16 protein-coding genes are annotated in these 14,840 nt (G+C 63.9%); 10 read left to right on the top strand and 6 right to left on the bottom strand.

The window, feature by feature from the left end:
* Nucleotides 1-322: 322 nt before the first annotated feature.
* Nucleotides 323-1,051, top strand: a complete 729-nt coding sequence (locus GL284_RS03685) for a DUF421 domain-containing protein (protein WP_155043308.1) — start codon at nt 323-325, stop codon at nt 1,049-1,051.
* A 126-nt stretch (nt 1,052-1,177) separates the two neighbouring features.
* Nucleotides 1,178-1,372 (top strand): cysteine hydrolase family protein, encoded by a 195-nt coding sequence (locus GL284_RS21440; protein WP_211371244.1) that lies wholly within the window; start codon nt 1,178-1,180, stop codon nt 1,370-1,372.
* Here the strand turns inward: GL284_RS21440 and GL284_RS03695 are convergent.
* Nucleotides 1,350-2,429 carry an extracellular catalytic domain type 1 short-chain-length polyhydroxyalkanoate depolymerase gene (locus GL284_RS03695; RefSeq protein WP_155043309.1) on the bottom strand — a complete coding sequence of 360 codons (1,080 nt, stop codon included), beginning with the start codon at nt 2,427-2,429 and terminating at the stop codon, nt 1,350-1,352. The genes GL284_RS21440 and GL284_RS03695 overlap by 23 nt on opposite strands.
* Before the next feature lie 31 nt (nt 2,430-2,460).
* The gene (locus GL284_RS03700; protein ID WP_155043310.1) at nt 2,461-2,877 is read right to left on the bottom strand and encodes a CopG family transcriptional regulator; all 417 of its coding nucleotides are present in this window, start codon (nt 2,875-2,877) and stop codon (nt 2,461-2,463) included.
* Nucleotides 2,878-3,064: 187 nt separating this feature from the next.
* Here GL284_RS03700 and GL284_RS03705 point away from each other — a divergent pair, with 187 nt between their 5' ends.
* The 4 genes from GL284_RS03705 to GL284_RS03720 all read left to right on the top strand — a co-directional run bounded on the left by GL284_RS03705 (nt 3,065) and on the right by GL284_RS03720 (nt 8,334).
* Nucleotides 3,065-4,294: an NAD(P)/FAD-dependent oxidoreductase gene (locus GL284_RS03705; protein ID WP_155043311.1), complete on the top strand. Its 1,230-nt coding sequence runs from the start codon at nt 3,065-3,067 to the stop codon at nt 4,292-4,294.
* 99 nt (nt 4,295-4,393) lie between these two features.
* Entirely contained in the window at nt 4,394-6,454 is a 2,061-nt protein-coding gene (locus tag GL284_RS03710; RefSeq protein ID WP_155043312.1) for a catalase, read from the top strand.
* A 90-nt stretch (nt 6,455-6,544) separates the two neighbouring features.
* Entirely contained in the window at nt 6,545-7,036 is a 492-nt protein-coding gene (locus GL284_RS03715; protein WP_155043313.1) for a YciE/YciF ferroxidase family protein, read from the top strand.
* A 416-nt stretch (nt 7,037-7,452) separates the two neighbouring features.
* The gene (locus GL284_RS03720; protein WP_155043561.1) at nt 7,453-8,334 is read left to right on the top strand and encodes a helix-turn-helix transcriptional regulator; all 882 of its coding nucleotides are present in this window, start codon (nt 7,453-7,455) and stop codon (nt 8,332-8,334) included.
* 68 nt (nt 8,335-8,402) lie between these two features.
* On the opposite strand, the gene GL284_RS03725 is transcribed toward GL284_RS03720, so the two are convergent.
* Nucleotides 8,403-9,080 (bottom strand): thermonuclease family protein, encoded by a 678-nt coding sequence (locus GL284_RS03725; RefSeq protein WP_155043562.1) that lies wholly within the window; start codon nt 9,078-9,080, stop codon nt 8,403-8,405.
* 378 nt (nt 9,081-9,458) lie between these two features.
* Nucleotides 9,459-9,776, bottom strand: a complete 318-nt coding sequence (locus GL284_RS21240) for a helix-turn-helix domain-containing protein (RefSeq protein ID WP_170293909.1) — start codon at nt 9,774-9,776, stop codon at nt 9,459-9,461.
* Nucleotides 9,777-9,796: 20 nt separating this feature from the next.
* On the opposite strand from GL284_RS21240, the gene GL284_RS21245 reads away from it, so the two are divergent.
* Nucleotides 9,797-10,225: a hypothetical protein gene (locus tag GL284_RS21245; protein WP_196216702.1), complete on the top strand. Its 429-nt coding sequence runs from the start codon at nt 9,797-9,799 to the stop codon at nt 10,223-10,225.
* Between the two features lie 13 nt (nt 10,226-10,238).
* Here GL284_RS21245 and GL284_RS03735 read toward each other — a convergent pair whose 3' ends face one another.
* Nucleotides 10,239-10,499, bottom strand: a complete 261-nt coding sequence (locus GL284_RS03735) for a helix-turn-helix domain-containing protein (RefSeq protein WP_155043315.1) — start codon at nt 10,497-10,499, stop codon at nt 10,239-10,241.
* An 81-nt stretch (nt 10,500-10,580) separates the two neighbouring features.
* Here GL284_RS03735 and GL284_RS03740 point away from each other — a divergent pair, with 81 nt between their 5' ends.
* The 3 genes from GL284_RS03740 to GL284_RS03750 all read left to right on the top strand — a co-directional run bounded on the left by GL284_RS03740 (nt 10,581) and on the right by GL284_RS03750 (nt 12,976).
* Nucleotides 10,581-10,886: a hypothetical protein gene (locus GL284_RS03740; protein WP_155043316.1), complete on the top strand. Its 306-nt coding sequence runs from the start codon at nt 10,581-10,583 to the stop codon at nt 10,884-10,886.
* 54 nt (nt 10,887-10,940) lie between these two features.
* Nucleotides 10,941-11,420 carry a hypothetical protein gene (locus GL284_RS03745; protein ID WP_155043317.1) on the top strand — a complete coding sequence of 160 codons (480 nt, stop codon included), beginning with the start codon at nt 10,941-10,943 and terminating at the stop codon, nt 11,418-11,420.
* Nucleotides 11,421-11,587: 167 nt separating this feature from the next.
* Nucleotides 11,588-12,976, top strand: coding sequence for a hypothetical protein (locus tag GL284_RS03750; protein ID WP_155043318.1), 1,389 nt, complete (start codon nt 11,588-11,590; stop codon nt 12,974-12,976).
* Between the two features lie 81 nt (nt 12,977-13,057).
* Here GL284_RS03750 and GL284_RS03755 read toward each other — a convergent pair whose 3' ends face one another.
* Nucleotides 13,058-14,641, bottom strand: coding sequence for a Mob protein (locus tag GL284_RS03755; RefSeq protein WP_155043319.1), 1,584 nt, complete (start codon nt 14,639-14,641; stop codon nt 13,058-13,060).
* Nucleotides 14,642-14,840: the final 199 nt, after the last annotated feature.

Raw genomic sequence — 14,840 nt, forward strand, 5'->3', positions numbered from 1 at the left:
CATAAAAGCGGGGGTGAACCGAAGCGTTTAGCGAGATTTGGACGACATTTCGGAAGGCTGAGGGACAGAAAGGCGAGTTGCTGACAGTACATGAAGCCGAACAGCAATGGGCGCGAAGCTGGACGCCAACGACCGTGCGGCACGTGATGTGAGCCTTCGACGCGCCGTCGGGAGCCAGTGTCGTTCCACTGATGTCCGTGTTGACGGGGGCGTGCGAGAGCGTTCAAGGCCAGACGGAGACAGAGGCGGAACTTGGCGAACTGGCTGCCCGTTATCACGCGAGGCTCGCGGCCCGTCCCCTGTATGAAAGCGCAGATCAGAAATGGATGATCCGGTTGTTCCCTTTGATCTGGTCAGGATGTTTCTGGGTTCCGATCCGGCGCTGTTCTACTTGGAGATCGTCTTTCGGACCTTCTTAATCTATGCCTATGCCTTGCTGCTGATCCGATGGGTTGGTGGGCGTGGCATCGCCCAGATCTCGGTGGTGGAGTTTCTACTGGTCATCGCGCTTGGATCGGCCGTTGGCGATGGCATGTTCTATGCCGATGTTCCCATCTTTTACTCGATGCTGGTCATCACTCTGGTCGTGGTCATCAACAGGTTGCTGGATGTCTTGATCTTCAGATTCCGACCAATCGAGAAGGCGTTGGATGGCACAACGGCTGAAGTCATTCGTGACGGGGTGATTGATACCCGCATTCTTCGCCGCCGCAAACTGGGCCAGAGCGAGTTGTTCGAAGAGTTGCGGGAAAACGGCTACAGAAACCTCGGCGAGGTCCGTATGGCCTATTTTGAGTCATCGGGCCGGTTCAGCACGTTCAGTCAGCCGCAGCCTCGGCTAGGCCTTCCGATTGAGCCGCCATGGGATATCAAGCCCCCGGTCACTGTCGGGCCGGGCGACAAGATCAGGGACAACCAACGCCTTGCATGCTGTATCTGCGGCTTCGTGCTGGCCGGCAATCTTGCCATGACCCCAGATCAATGTCCCCATTGTCAAGGGAAGTCATGGACTGCGGCCGGCGTTGCAGAAGCAGAATCCCCCTCTCCCTAATCATTGAGAAACTGAGATTTCTTGATCTCTTGGCCGGTAAGGTCAAGGAACGGGCCCTTAGCGCGTGTCATTGGCCGAACTGCGCAACAACACCGAGGGCTGGCGAAAAGCGCGAAGCTATTCGAGGTGCCGACGATCCTGACCACGGCGGCCGCCGACAGCTTTTCGGGGGCGATCTTCCCGGAAATCCACGCCGTCTTCCCCGACCAGCAAGATCGCACCACGATGAGCACCTGGGAAGATGACAGCGTCGTTGTCGGCGGCTACGGCCTGGGCGTGATCTATGCCGAGCAGATTTTCAACGCCAAGGAAGGCTGGTGAAGAAGCGCAGCATCTCGGCCGAGGCATCAGGCCCAAGCGGATCGGCATAGGAGCCTGACGGATCGCCGCCGAACCAGGCATGGCCGGCCCGCTCGACACGCCAAAGCTCCGAGCCATCGCTGCCCACCAGTCGCGACCAAGTACGACCGTTGCCCTCGTGCCGCGTCTCGATGCCGGAGCCGCTGATCAGCCGGTCGCCGTTGATCGGTGCGACAGTTGCGTCCGACATGCCGTGGAAGACGATCACCGGCGTCTTTCGCGACCGGGGCCGGGCATCGCCCTCGCCCCGCATGGCGGCAAAGGCCGAGACGACATCGCTGGCCGCACCGCTGGGAAGGCCGGAATGCACGCCGGCCGCTGCGAAGAGGTCGGGATAGGCATCGACCATGATTGCCGCCATCGCGCCGCCCGCCGACAGCCCGGCCACGAAGGCCCGACCATCGGCCAGGCCGAACTCCTCCAGCAGGTCTCGGGCAAGTCCGGCGAGAATCCCCGGCTCGCCCCGGTCCCGTGCCTGATCCTCCGGGCGGAACCAGTTCCAGCAGGACTGCATGTTGTGGGCGCGCGACTGCTCGGGATAGGCGATGAGGAAGCCGGCCTGCTCGGCCGCCTCGTTCATCCGAGTCCCCCGCGCGAAATCATCGGGGGACTGGGTGCAGCCATGCAGCATCAACACGACGCCCTGAAGCCCCTCGGGACGGTCCGTCGGAATGTAGAGCGTATAGTTGCGCGATCCGGCGGGGCCGGAATGCTGACGCCGCTCATAGCGGGCGCCTTCGGGCACTTCGATCGTAACGCCAGCGGGCAGGCCGGAGAGGCCGGGCAGGTTCAGCCCCTGCATCAAGCCGCCGCCGGCGCAGGGCTGGCAACCGTCGCGCAACAGGCTGGAGAAAGGGTTTTCAAGCGGTGCCCGGGTCGGCTGCCTGTCGAGGCCGCCGGGAAGCGCGATCCCGTTGGCGCCCAGAACCTCCTGGACCAGCGAGGTCGCAGCCGCGGGATCGAGGGCACGAGACCTCACAAGCGCCCGGCGCATGGCCGTCGTGAAATCATTGGTCATTGGTGTCTTCCTTGTGATGAGGCGGTCAGCCTCAGGTGGTGCGGTCCTTGAGCGCGGCCTTCACGGCCTTCGACGCCTGAAGCGACCCCAAGACGTTCAGCGAGCCGATCGTCGCTTCGGCCAGTTCCGGCGTGACATCCGCCGCAATTCTGGCCAGCCCGACGACCTTGAGGTGAAGTTTCTCACCAGCCGTCGCCATGGCCTCGAGATCGGCGCGCGTAATGTCGAACAATCCCAGTTCGAGCTGATAACGGTCGATAGATTGCGCGACCGAACGGCCCTCGCTGGTCAGCTGGTTGCGGATCGCGGTGCGGATGAAATCCGTCCGGTTGGCATAGAAGCCCTCGCGCACCAGCAGGTCGATCCGGCCCAGATCGACATGGCCGAGGTTGATGGTGATCTTTTCAGGTTCGGCCTGTCTTTCCGGCAGGCGGGTGATGTTCTCCATGGTATTCTCCATCTGTATGGATGGTATATGGAATGCTTGTGGCGTCCCTGCAAGCGCGTTTGGACCGGGACTTGCAAAAATCAACTCGTCCGCCCTAGCCGCTGTGGCGTCTTTCCGGGGATTGCGCGGAACGTTTCGTTTCACAGTGCATTGGCAGATGCCAATCGCCCCGTTCGGAGAGAGAGAGATGCCAGATCGCGACGCCGAGACCCGCAAGGATGACCTCAGGACAGGCACCCCGTTCTGGGTCAAGACTCCACATTCGACCGTGACGGCCGAGCGCGAGGCGGATGCCGGTCATGTGGATGTCATCGTCGTCGGTGCGGGGATCAGCGGCGCCCTGATGGCCGAGTCGCTGAGCAGGGCGGGGCGTTCGGTGCTGATTCTCGACCGCCGCCTGCCGGTGCGCGGCTCGACGCCGGCCTCGACGGCGATGATCCAGCACGAGATCGATGTGTCGCTGACACGGTTGCAAAAGCAGATCGGCCCGAAGAAGGCCGATGCGGCCTGGCTCCGCTCGGTCAAGGCGACGAATGATCTGGTGGATCTGGTCAACGAGCTGCGGATCGACTGCTCGATGGAACGCAAGCCGGCGCTGTATCTGGCGGGCAACCAGATGGGCAAGCGCGCCCTGCAGGCCGAGGCCGAGGCGCGGGCCAAGATCGGCATTGCCGCCGCATATCTCACCCGTGCCGATCTGATGGAGCGGTTCGGCATCGATCGCCAGGCGGCGATCCTGTCGCCGGATTCGGCCTCGGCCAATCCGGCGCAATTGACGGCGGGGCTGTTGGCCTGTGCGATGGGCCGCGGGGCGCGGGTGATCTCGCCGGTCGAGATCACCGATCTGGCCGAACTGCCCGGGGGGATCGCGCTGGCGACGCGGCAGGGCGAGGTGCTGACCGCGGATCACGCGGTCTTCTGCACCGGCTATGAACATCTGGCGCAGATGCGAAGCCCGTCCCACCGCGTCACCTCGACCTGGGCGCTGGCGTCGCGGCCGATGAAGACCCTTCCGGACTGGATGCGGGCCACCATCGTCTGGGAGGCTGCCGAGCCTTATCTCTACTTCAGGACCGATGCGTCGGGCCGGATCATCGCGGGCGGCGAGGACGAGGATGCGGCAAGCACCAACTCGGACCCCGCGAAGCTGGCGCGGAAGGCAAAGGTCATCGCCGAGAAACTGCGCGACGTGACGGGGGTGGACATCGGCAAGCCGGTCTACACCTGGTCGGCCCCGTTCAGCGTGACAAAGGACGGGCTGCCAATCATCGACACGGTGCCCGGATACAGCCGCATCCACACGATCATGGGCTTTGGTGGTAATGGCATCACCTTCTCGGTGATCGGCACCCAGATCATCGCCGCGAAGATCGCAGGGCGCACCGACCCAGACGAGGCGGTTTTCGGCTTCAGATAGGATAATCGGTGGAACCGCTTGTGACCTCGGCAGTTTTGCTGGCACGGTCCGCCATGGGCGCGCCGGCAAAGCTTAATCCACCTCTGAAAGGTAGGGTCGATGGCCGAGGACAAGGACTTTACAACCGACACCGGAAACGCGGGCGAGACGCATCAGATCGCAAGCGGCGATACGCCCGCAATGACGACGAATTTCGGCGTTCCGATCTCGGATAACGAGAACAGCCTCAAGGCCGGATCGCGCGGGCCGACCCTGCTGGAAGATTTCGTGCTGCGCGAGAAGATCTTCCACTTCGACCACGAGCGCATCCCCGAGCGGATCGTGCACGCGCGCGGCTCGGCCGCGCATGGCTATTTCGAATGCACCGATCCGATCCCGGAGCTCAGCCGCGCCAGCCTCTTCTCGAAGAAGGGCAAGAAAACGCAGGTCTTTACCCGCTTCTCGACGGTGGCGGGTGGCGCGGGTTCGGTCGACACGCCGCGCGACGTGCGCGGATTTGCGGTGAAATTCTATACCGATGAAGGAAACTGGGATCTGGTCGGCAACAATATCCCGGTCTTCTTCATTCAGGACGCGATCAAGTTTCCCGACCTCATCCATTCGGTCAAGATGGAGGCCGACCGCGCCTATCCGCAGGCGGCCTCGGCCCATGACACCTTCTGGGATTTCATCTCGCTGATGCCCGAAACCTTCCACACCCTGATGTGGGCGATGTCGGACCGCGGCATTCCCCGCAGCCTGCGGATGATGGAGGGCTTTGGCGTCCACACCTTCAAGCTGGTGAACGAGGCGGGTCAGGAGAGCTTCTGCAAGTTCCACTGGCGGCCCAAGCTGGGCACGCAATCGGTCATCTGGGATGAATCGGCCAAGACACAGGGGGCGGATAACGACTTCCACCGTCGCGACCTGTGGGAAGCGATCGACCGAGGCGACTACCCGGAATGGGAGTTCGCGGTGCAGGTCTTTGATCGGGAGCTGGCCGAATCGCTGCCTTATGACGTGCTGGATGCCACCAAGCTCATCCCTGAGGAGGTCGTTCCGCTGCGCGTGATCGGCCGCATGGTGCTGGACCGCAATCCCGACAATTTCTTTGCCGAGACCGAACAGGCCGCTTTCCTGCCCTCGAATGTGGTGCCGGGAATCGACTTCACCGATGATCCGCTGCTTCAGGGCCGGCTGTTTTCCTATCTCGACACGCAGAAATCGCGGCTGGGGACGACGAATTTCCACCAGATCCCGATCAACGCGCCGAAATGCCCCTTCGCCAATATGCAGCGCGACGGGCTGATGCAGACCCATGTGCCGAAAGGCCGCGCGAATTACGAACCGAACAGCCTGAACGAGGCGGGCGAGGATCCCGGTCCGCGCCCCGTGAGCACCGGTTTCAGCACCGCCGAGCAGCGGGTCGAGGGCGAGAAGCTGAGGATCCGCGCGGAAAGCTTCGGTGATTTCTACAGCCAGCCGCGGATGTACTGGAACTCGCTGACCGAGAACGAACAGGCGCATGTTGCCTCGGCCATCGTGTTCGAGCTGTCCAAGGTCTCTCTGGACCATATCCGCGAACGTATGCTGAGCCATCTTCAGGTGGTTCATCCCGATCTCGGCAAGCGTGTCGCCAAGGGTTTGGGGATGGATCTGCCGAAGCCGGTCAAGCCGTTCAAGGAACCGGTCGATCTTGACCCGTCCGACGCGCTGTCGATCCAGAAGAACTGGAACAGGTCGCTGGAAGGCCGTCAGGTCGCGATACTTTTCGACGAGGGGTCGAGCAAGTCCGACATCGAGGCGCTGAAAAAGGCGGTCGAGTCCGCCAAGGGCACCGTCTTCACCGTTGCGCCCAAGGTCGGCGGCCTGCCGCTGGATGGCGGCACGATGAAGGCGGACGGTCAATTGGCCGGCTCGCCCTCGGTGCTGTTCGACGCGGTGGCGCTGGTGCTGACGAACGAGGCGGCGGCCAAGCTGGCCAAGGATAGTGCGGCTGTGGCGTTCGTGTCGGATGCGTTCGCGCATCTAAAGGCCATCGGCGCGACCGAAGGGGCCAAGGCGCTGATGGACCGCGCCGGTGTCGAGCCGGATGAGGGCGTCACCGATCTGGCCGGCCTGCCTGAGGCGGCCAAGCTGCGCTACTGGGATCGCGAGCCGAAGGTCCGTGATCTGGCCTGATCGCGGAGGTGCCGTGAAAGTCCGGAAGGCGCCTGGATAACGTTCCAGGCGCCGGTTCAACAACGTCTACACAACCAAGGAGAATATCTGATGAAGACGCTGAACGACGCATTCGAACATACGCTGGAGGATATCTATTGGGCCGAGAACGCGCTGTCCAAGGCGCTGCCCAAGGTTTCCAAGGCGGTCAGCAGCGCCGAGCTGAAAAAGGCGATGGACGATCATCTCAAGGAGACGAAGGGGCACATCAAGACGCTCGAAGCCGTTTTCAAGTCGATCGGCAAGGAAGCCAAGGGCGAGAAATGTGATGCCATGGATGGCCTTCTGAAAGAGGCTGACGGCCTGATCGAGGACGCCAGCGGACACGCGCTGGATGTCGCGCTGATCGGTGCCGCGCAGGCGGTGGAGCATTACGAGATCGCCCGCTATGGCACGCTGCGCGAATGGGCCAAGGTTCTGGGGAATGAGGAAGCGCATACGCTTTTAACCTCGATCCTCGACGAGGAGAAGGCCGCCAACAACAAGCTCACTGCGCTTGCGGTGACGGCCATCAACGCCTCCGGCAAGGCTTCGAAGAAGTAACCGGTTGTCGGAAGCCACTTCCACAAGCCCGCCCCTGCAGGCGGGCTTCTTTTCATGTCGGGTGACCGAACTCGCCATATCGCCGCCCCCCTGACCAACACGACGAGAATGGTGATTGCGGGCCGTCGATCAGCATGCCGAAGAGCGGCATAAGCTTACTTCCGCAGACTCCGCTCTATCGTATGAAATTCGGCGGCAGCCGACCATATCAGCTTCCTCGCGCTAATCGTGGATCCTCGCTGGGCCAGGCACGAACGTCCGCTAACCCAGATTGCCGCGACTGCCCTGCCGCGCCGCCGCATGTCGGCTTCCCGCCCTTCTTGACGTTTTCCGTCTGGCGCCGATCCAATGATTTTGTGCAGATTGTGTCATAGATCTTTTCCTTTTTGGTTAATGAAAAGAAAGCAATTCTTGACATGGACGCCTTGCGCACAACGCGTCGCCAACTCGGCCTGACGCAGGCTTCAGTCGCGGCCTCGGCCGGGATCAGCCTGCCGACGCTGCGGGCGCTTGAGCGGGGCAGTGGCGGTGTGCGGGCGCTGGTTGCTTTGATGGCAGTGCTGGATCTGCGCTGGGGATGGGCGCCGGATCGCGTGCAGGCAGCGCGGGCTCTGGCGGACCGGCGGGTGGCGCGGGGGCTGAGCCAGGCCCAACTGGCCGCTCGGATCGGGGTCAGCCGACCGGTGATCATTGCGCTCGAGCGGGATCTGGGCGCGACGGTGGCGACAGTGGTCCGCGCAGCGGCGGCGCTTGGCATCAAGCGGGTGTTGCGGGCGAACCCTGCAGGACGTCGCGGTCTGGTTCCGGCGACCAATGCCCCGGCACAGGATCTGGTGATGACGCCGCTGGATCTTGCGGCAGCGGTGATCGCGCATTTCGCCGGCCGGATGACGGGCAAGGTGCTTGACCCGGCCAGAGGCCAAGGGGCGTTCCACAGGCACTTTCCTGCCCATCTGCACCAGGATTGGTGCGAAATCACCGAGGGCCGCGATTTCCTGGATTGGCAGGGGCCGGTCGATTGGGTGATGACCAATCCGCCTTGGTCGCGGCTGCGCGATTTCACGCGCCATGCCATGCGGATCGCGCCGAACATCGTCTGGCTGGCGCCGTTGACCAACCTGACGACCAAGGCGCGGTTGCGTGATCTGGACGAGGCCGGGTTCGGTATTGCCGAGCTGGTGCTGATCGACACGCCGAATGACTGGCCGCAGAGCGGCTTTCAGCTGGTCGCGGCCTGGTTGCGCAAAGGGCACAGCGGCGGCTGGTCGGTAACGCGGCTGGCAGAGGAGGCCAAGTAAACCGACGAAGCGGCGTATCGCGGCTGACACGCCCCGGCACCCCGCATGCGCGACCGCCCGCATCTCCCTCAGCAGATGCTCTCGCAGGGGATCCCGTCGCCATCTCGGTCGAGCTTGCCGCCCCATGGGCAGTTCTGAAGATACCAGCGCGCCTCCTCGCAGCTACCGATCCGGGTGCAGGTTCGGCGGGGGCTGCAGGACCAGGTTTGCCCGGCGAGTTCGTAAAGCCGCGACATCGGCGGTGTTGTATTCTGACCGCTGCGGCGTTCCGCCCGCCAGTCCCAGGGCATGTCGAAATGCCCTTGCCAGATCCCGCGCTGGTGCGTGCGGGCCTGGTCCTCGGCGGCGGCATAGGCGGTCGAATATTGGCGATAGGCCAAGGCCCAGCCCTCGCGCACCATCCAGCGGTTCAGGTTCGTCCGGCCCGCAAAGCAATCCGCGACGATGCGGCCATAGCGGTCGGTGTCGGTCTGCTGGCAGTTGACCACCCGCCGCCCGATCCGGTCCGACAGCGCCAGCGAGGCCTGCTGGCCACAGCGCCAGGCTTTGCCACGCGCGTCCTGGCAAAGTTGCCCGCTTTCCGGCGCGTCGATGCCGTTCAGCCGGATCCGGGCGCCGTGGATCTCTATGGTGTCGCCGTCGATCACCGAGGCCACACCGCGCAGATCGGGGCCGATCGTTTCGCTGGCAGAGGCGGGCAGCGCGCAGGCGAGAATGAGGGTCAGGGCGGCAAGGACGAGGTTCATCAGACGGTCTCGGAGGGTTCATTCCTGCCTAACCCGCAGGCGGGGCCGGGCAAAGCACCTACAGCGCCGAAGTGGCAACTGTTTGTTAAGGATTTTAGCGGATGATGGCTGGACGGCGAACCGCCGGTCCCGATCCCGCGCCGTCAGACGAGCCATGATCAAATGAGGCTTATCACCATATGATCATTCTGAACGCGGGTTGCAGCGCAGGGCCTGCATCTCGACGATTACTGACTGCGGTGGGCCGCCGCGCCATTGTCCGGAGGGTGCGGTCCGAGCCCTGCAGTGCAATCAAGGCCGCGAAAGATTGCCATCGCTTGGATCCCGGTTGATCCGGAATACTCCCAGCATGCCTTTGCGCCAAGCCAACCCTTCGCTTCACCGTCCCGCCAGCCCCTCGGCCTCTCGGATGAGATCCGAGAGCCGCGCGTTCAACCCTTTCGCCAGCTTCTGCATGGAGTTGATCGTCGGCTGATTGTGCAGGCCTTCGACCCTGCCAACGAAGACCGTCGAGATCCCGGCGCGGCGGGCCAGCGCCTCTTGCGACAGATCCAGCGCCTCGCGGCGCCGTCGCAGCACCGTGGCGAAGGCGGGAATGAGCGGATCTGCGGGCCGTGTTTTGATGCCGGAAATAATTGTCGCTGCCCCTCTTGCAAATATCACTGCATATTGCTCACATAGTGCAGTGAGTTTCAACCAGTGTTCAGGGGTGGCCGATGCAGGGACCGGAAATCGACAGCGGTGGTCTGGATGGTGTTTCGGCAGACGGGCTGGACGGCCTGTCGCAGCTTTTGCAGATCGCCGGGACGTGGAATGATGCTGACCCCGAGATTGATCGGGCGTTCCTGACAACCCGGTCGGCGCTGGCGCAGGCGTGGAGCGATCATGCCGCCTGCGATGCTCATGCAGCCGAAGCAGGGTTCGCGGCCAGCGAAGAGGGTCGCGCGGCGATGGCCGAGATGGACCGGATCCAGCACCGCATCCGCGATCTCGAGATCGGGCTTGCGGCGCGCCCCGCCGGGAATCTGGCCGAATTGCGTCTGAAAATCGCGCTGCTGTCGCTCGACGGCCAGCTGCGGCCCGAGTTCGAGGCGGGCGTTCTGGCAGATGCGCTGCGGCTGCTGGCGGCGCAGGAGAAGGGCTGATGCCGCCGCCGCGCTATTCCTTCGCGGGTTCCGCTTCGGCCTCGCGGACCAGATCCGACAGCGGCACACCCAGCCCCCGGGCGAGCTTTTGCATGGTGTTGATCGTCGGCATGTGGCGGCCAAGCTCCAGCAGAGAAACGAAGCGCATCGAGACATCGGCGCGCCGCGCCAGCGCCTCTTGCGACAGGTCCTGCGCCAGACGGCGGCGGCGCAGGACGGTGGCGAAGGCCTCCACAAGGGGTTCGACGGTGCGGGGCGCGGGTTTGATCGACAAGGGCTGTGCTCCGGATGGTTCGGGAAGAATGCTATACCGTAAATGCTGTGAATTCAAAGCGTGATCTGACGGAGGCCTGTGATGCCTGAGCAATCCCCCACCATCGACTGCGGCCACTGCGGCACGCCGGTCAAACGCAGCGCCCGCATCTGCCCGGCCTGCCACGCCGAGCGTGGCGCCGGCCGCATCGCCGGTGGCCGCGTCGTCGGCCCGGAAAAGATCCCGAAGCTGCGGCGGCAGCTGGCCGTGCTTCTGGCGGGCCTCGTGATCTTCGGGGCGGCGGGCATCTGGATCGGCGCCGTCGCTTGCGGTGCCGTCGCGCTGGGGATGGTCGTGCAATCCGGCGGCGTGATCTTCAGCCGCGGCCAGGAATACTGGTTCCGGTAGGGATATCCGCCCGCAATCCCCTTTGATCTCTCATGTCTTTCGCAGGAGGCCCGCATGAATCCCAAATCCCTTGTCCTCGCCCTGGCGCTGGCTGCCTTGGCCAGCCCGGTCGCGGCCGAGACCTATCTTGGCCGTTGCAAGATGGGCGAATGCCTGCATTACGACCAGAGCGGGCGCCGGGTTGAGGCCCAGGGCTCGGCGCGGGTGCCGGGCCAGCTGGTGCGGGTCGTGCTGCGCGAGGCGGTTTCCGACCGGCCCGATACGCCAAGAAAGCGCCTGCAATTCGAGGCGCCGTCCGAAGTGCGGTTCTTTTGCAGCACCGCCCGCCCGGCCTATGGGCTGCCGGGCGGCGGCTATCAGGGCCTGAACCTGGGCCAAATCTTTGGCGCGACCGAACTGGTCGCAAACATGTATCTGCGCGCCTGCCATCCGGGCGTGGCGCCCGGGCGCAGCATCGAGGCCAGGCTGCAGGGCCTCGGCTATCGAGTGATGCCCGAGCGCGTCTACTCCAGCTTCGCGGCGCTGATCCGCTAAGGGTTTCCCGCTTAGCCGGGCGGCGACGCGCGGGGCGCTCAGTTGACGAACGCAATCTGCGCACCGCACGCACGACACGCCACCCAACACTCTGATCCCCCAGCCATCCCCCGCCGCGTCGCCGCGCGGCGGCCAGCCCGCCTTTGCCTGCATCCGGAGGACGCCCCATGCTCAAGACCCTCGCCCTGACCACCTGCCTTGGCCTGATCCTGGCCACCCCGTCGCTGGCCGAAACCTACACCGACCCCGATGCCGCCTGGTGGGGCGCATTCCTGGAAACCCTCGACGGCACCGCGCCCGACCTCAAGGCCCTGGCGCTGAAGGACCCCGAATATCTCGCCGCCGATGAGTTCAGCCGCGATGAGGCGCTGGCCAAGGTCATGGCCCGCCTTGCCGCCAGCCGCGCCACGATCGACCCCGCCACCGCCGAGGTAGTGCTGTCGATCCGCGCCGATTTCGGCGATTACGACGCGGCGCGCGGCGGCTTTCCGGTCAGCATCTTCACCCCGACCTCGCGCCTGCCGCTGGACCCGAGGGGCCGCAGCCTGTTCTTTCGCAACTGGCAGGATGTCGCGCTGTTCCCGGCGACGCGCGATCAGGGCCGCGCCCTGCGCAAGAAGATCGGCCAGGACAGCCTGCTGGCCCTGGTGACGGTGCGTGACATCCGCAAATCGCAGACCCGCAGCGAGGGCTATGAGGGCCATGTCGCCAGCGTCACCTATTCCACCGCCCGGGGCAGCGAGATCGGCCAGATCACCCCGCCCGACGTGATCGCTGCTGACCCTGCCGCCATGGCCGCGCAGACCGAGGCGGCGCGGCAAAAGATCCTGACCGCCGCCGGCATCCCGCCGCTGGGCACCACCTGGGATGCGGCGAAACAGCAGCTGCAGCCGCTCTGGCCGGTGATGGCCAGCAGCGACCTCGTGCCCTGGGGCAATGTCCGGCGCGTGGCCTATCTGTGGAAAGACGGCGCCGTGCAGCAGAACGAGGCGCATGACCCTGCCAAGGGCTTCCGGCTCTATCTGCAGCAGCGCGAGGGGGCCTGGATGCCGCAGGACGGCGAGCATATCAATGTCGGCGTGACCGACCTGCTTTACGGCAGCGGCGCCGGTGCGGTCGATACCCGCGGCCTTGGCGCGGGCCTGGCCTGCTACACCCCCGAGGCACTGGACCGCTGCGCCGTGCTGATCTTTGAACCCAAGGACGGCAGCCATGTCCTGACCGGCGCTTACGGCGTCATCGAGCAGCGCCCCGCCGCCAGCGCCGAGGCGGCCTTCAAAACCTTCCTCGGCGATGCCGCCGGCGCCTTCGAGGGCCTCGCCACCATCGCCGATTACGACCGCGAGGACATCCGCCAGGCCCGCAAAGCCCCGGTCACCGGCGGCCGCGGCGTCCCGACCTATGCCGCCGGCGCAGGCCACCCCCTGACCGCCAACCCGCCCTATGATCCCCTGAAAAACACCACCGGCATCGAGCCCATCCGCCGGGAAATCGCGATCTATGCCGTCGAAGGCGCAGAGGGCAGGACACCGCTGGTCTATGTGGTGGGGCAGTGAGGGCGCTTAGTCACCACGGAATCAAAGATGTTGACACCCAGCCATCTGGCGGCCTACCGCCGCAAGGCACGGCGATCGTGCTTAGAGCTCCGGTGACTGGCTGTCGTTATCGGACCCGCGTCCAAATCGCATCGCATCAATGCCCTGTTGGACGCGGTTGATCACGTTGATGAACCGTCCCACGAGTTTCTGTATCGGGCTGTGCTGCTCAGGGGCAATGCCAAGCATGTTCCGCAAGAATGCGGGCATGCGCTGGAAATTCAGCTTTCCGCCCTCGACCGTGGTGTCACCGGATTCGACGGCGGTGAGCACCTCATCCATGGCTTCGACGGCGTCGTCGAACTCTTTACGCCGGTTCTTGAGGGCAATCGCTGTCTGAACCAGTTCATGTTCTTTTTTCTTCAAGGCAGCAGCTTGCCCCGCAAGCTGTTGCTCTTTCTCGCGCTGCGCCGCCGCTAATTCAGATCTTTCCCGTTCCAGATCCTGCCGTGCCACCTTTACCTTTTCCCGGATCATATCTTCCCTGCGGGCGAGTTCCGTCTGATCGGCGATCAGGCGCTCCTCTCGCGCCTGCAGGGATTCTTGCCTGATCTTCTGCTCGTGGTGGATCTGCGACAACTCGGCCTGATGTCTGTCCAAACCTTTACGTTGCTCCAACAACTGCTCCTTTGTCCGCTCGGACTCGGCAAGGGTCTCGGCGATCTGCTTTGCCTGGACCTTATCGGCGGCATAGGCCTTGGTCGATTTTCGCGCGAGGTGCGGACCCACGCGCAGCAGGCCGCAATATTTGCCGACGGCTTCATAATAGCGATCCTGAAAGGCCTTCATCTCGTCGTTGAATGCGCGCTGGACGCCGGATTTTCCCCGCAGCTGGCGAGCAGCTTTGAGGTGGGCCGTGTTTGCGGTCTCCCATTGCGACATGCGGTCGGTATTTTCAGCGTCGATCGGCACGCAGGATTCTTCCCAGGCGGCAACAGCTTCTGCATGGCGCGCATCGCGCTTGGCCTGGGTCTGGCGATTTTTGCTGGGGCGTTCTTTTTTCGGCTTCAGGGGACGCGCCATCAGTTCCGGTTTTGGCAGCGGGGCGATGACATCGCTGTCGTTGCAAATGCGCCACCGGGCGGCGGCGCATTTGCCGACATGCAGCTTGTTGGCGTCAAGCTTTGGATCGGGCGTGTTGATGGCGAGAATGTGGATATGCACATGGCTCTCGTCCGGATGCAGGACGGCCGTCCAGTCAATGCCGTCTGGCATACGGGCCGTGAAGTCCATGGCGATACGTGCGGCCCAATTGGCGATCTCACGTTTATTTTTCGGATCAGCCGTCATGTCCTGCGGCGTCATCGGATGCGAATGGATCTCGGTATAGAGGGTGGCTGCATCGGCACGCAGTCTGCGCTGATAGGTCCTTCCGTTCGCGCTTGTCACGGTTTCGCGGATCCCGGCGAGAAGCACTGAGCGCTTTTCCCGCAGCTCGGCCAGAGTGATCGAGCCGGGAAAACTCAGATGTATTGCTTCTTGCGGGTTCTCGACATGCTGTGAAAAGTGACCCTCCCGCGCGGCCTCACCCAACACCTGTTCGGCACTGTTGAACTGGTCCGGGGCGCCTTTAACGGCTTTGGGTTGCTCTGCGTAGGTCTCGATATGGACGAACTGAAAGGCCATGATTGGGTCCCTGGTTTGGATCATGGCTGTCCAAGTATCGCGCATTCGCGAAAAAACCTAAGGCGCTAATGGCCTCGAATTTCAGAAATATGTCGGCGCCATTGCGGCAGATGCCGAATTCCGGCGGCAGATCGCGGCGAACGATGCGCCGGACGAGTGCTGCGACCGGCGGGATCAGAGGGCCACATCGCGGCAGGAA

It is taken from the genome of Paracoccus shanxieyensis, assembly GCF_009711265.1.
Classification (GTDB): domain Bacteria; phylum Pseudomonadota; class Alphaproteobacteria; order Rhodobacterales; family Rhodobacteraceae; genus Paracoccus; species Paracoccus shanxieyensis.

What these genes read in the sequence shown, in the direction of transcription:
- GL284_RS21245 (WP_196216702.1), top strand. Translation starts at nt 9,797, where the DNA reads ATGCAGGGACCGGAAATCGACAGCGGTGGTCTGGATGGTGTTTCGGCA.
- GL284_RS03695 (WP_155043309.1), bottom strand. Translation starts at nt 2,429, where the DNA reads ATGACCAATGATTTCACGACGGCCATGCGCCGGGCGCTTGTGAGGTCT.
- GL284_RS03750 (WP_155043318.1), top strand. Translation starts at nt 11,588, where the DNA reads ATGCTCAAGACCCTCGCCCTGACCACCTGCCTTGGCCTGATCCTGGCC.
- GL284_RS03685 (WP_155043308.1), top strand. Translation starts at nt 323, where the DNA reads ATGGATGATCCGGTTGTTCCCTTTGATCTGGTCAGGATGTTTCTGGGT.
- GL284_RS03710 (WP_155043312.1), top strand. Translation starts at nt 4,394, where the DNA reads ATGGCCGAGGACAAGGACTTTACAACCGACACCGGAAACGCGGGCGAG.
- GL284_RS03720 (WP_155043561.1), top strand. Translation starts at nt 7,453, where the DNA reads ATGGACGCCTTGCGCACAACGCGTCGCCAACTCGGCCTGACGCAGGCT.
- GL284_RS03755 (WP_155043319.1), bottom strand. Translation starts at nt 14,641, where the DNA reads ATGGCCTTTCAGTTCGTCCATATCGAGACCTACGCAGAGCAACCCAAA.
- GL284_RS03740 (WP_155043316.1), top strand. Translation starts at nt 10,581, where the DNA reads ATGCCTGAGCAATCCCCCACCATCGACTGCGGCCACTGCGGCACGCCG.
- GL284_RS03705 (WP_155043311.1), top strand. Translation starts at nt 3,065, where the DNA reads ATGCCAGATCGCGACGCCGAGACCCGCAAGGATGACCTCAGGACAGGC.
- GL284_RS03745 (WP_155043317.1), top strand. Translation starts at nt 10,941, where the DNA reads ATGAATCCCAAATCCCTTGTCCTCGCCCTGGCGCTGGCTGCCTTGGCC.
- GL284_RS03700 (WP_155043310.1), bottom strand. Translation starts at nt 2,877, where the DNA reads ATGGAGAACATCACCCGCCTGCCGGAAAGACAGGCCGAACCTGAAAAG.
- GL284_RS03715 (WP_155043313.1), top strand. Translation starts at nt 6,545, where the DNA reads ATGAAGACGCTGAACGACGCATTCGAACATACGCTGGAGGATATCTAT.
- GL284_RS03725 (WP_155043562.1), bottom strand. Translation starts at nt 9,080, where the DNA reads ATGAACCTCGTCCTTGCCGCCCTGACCCTCATTCTCGCCTGCGCGCTG.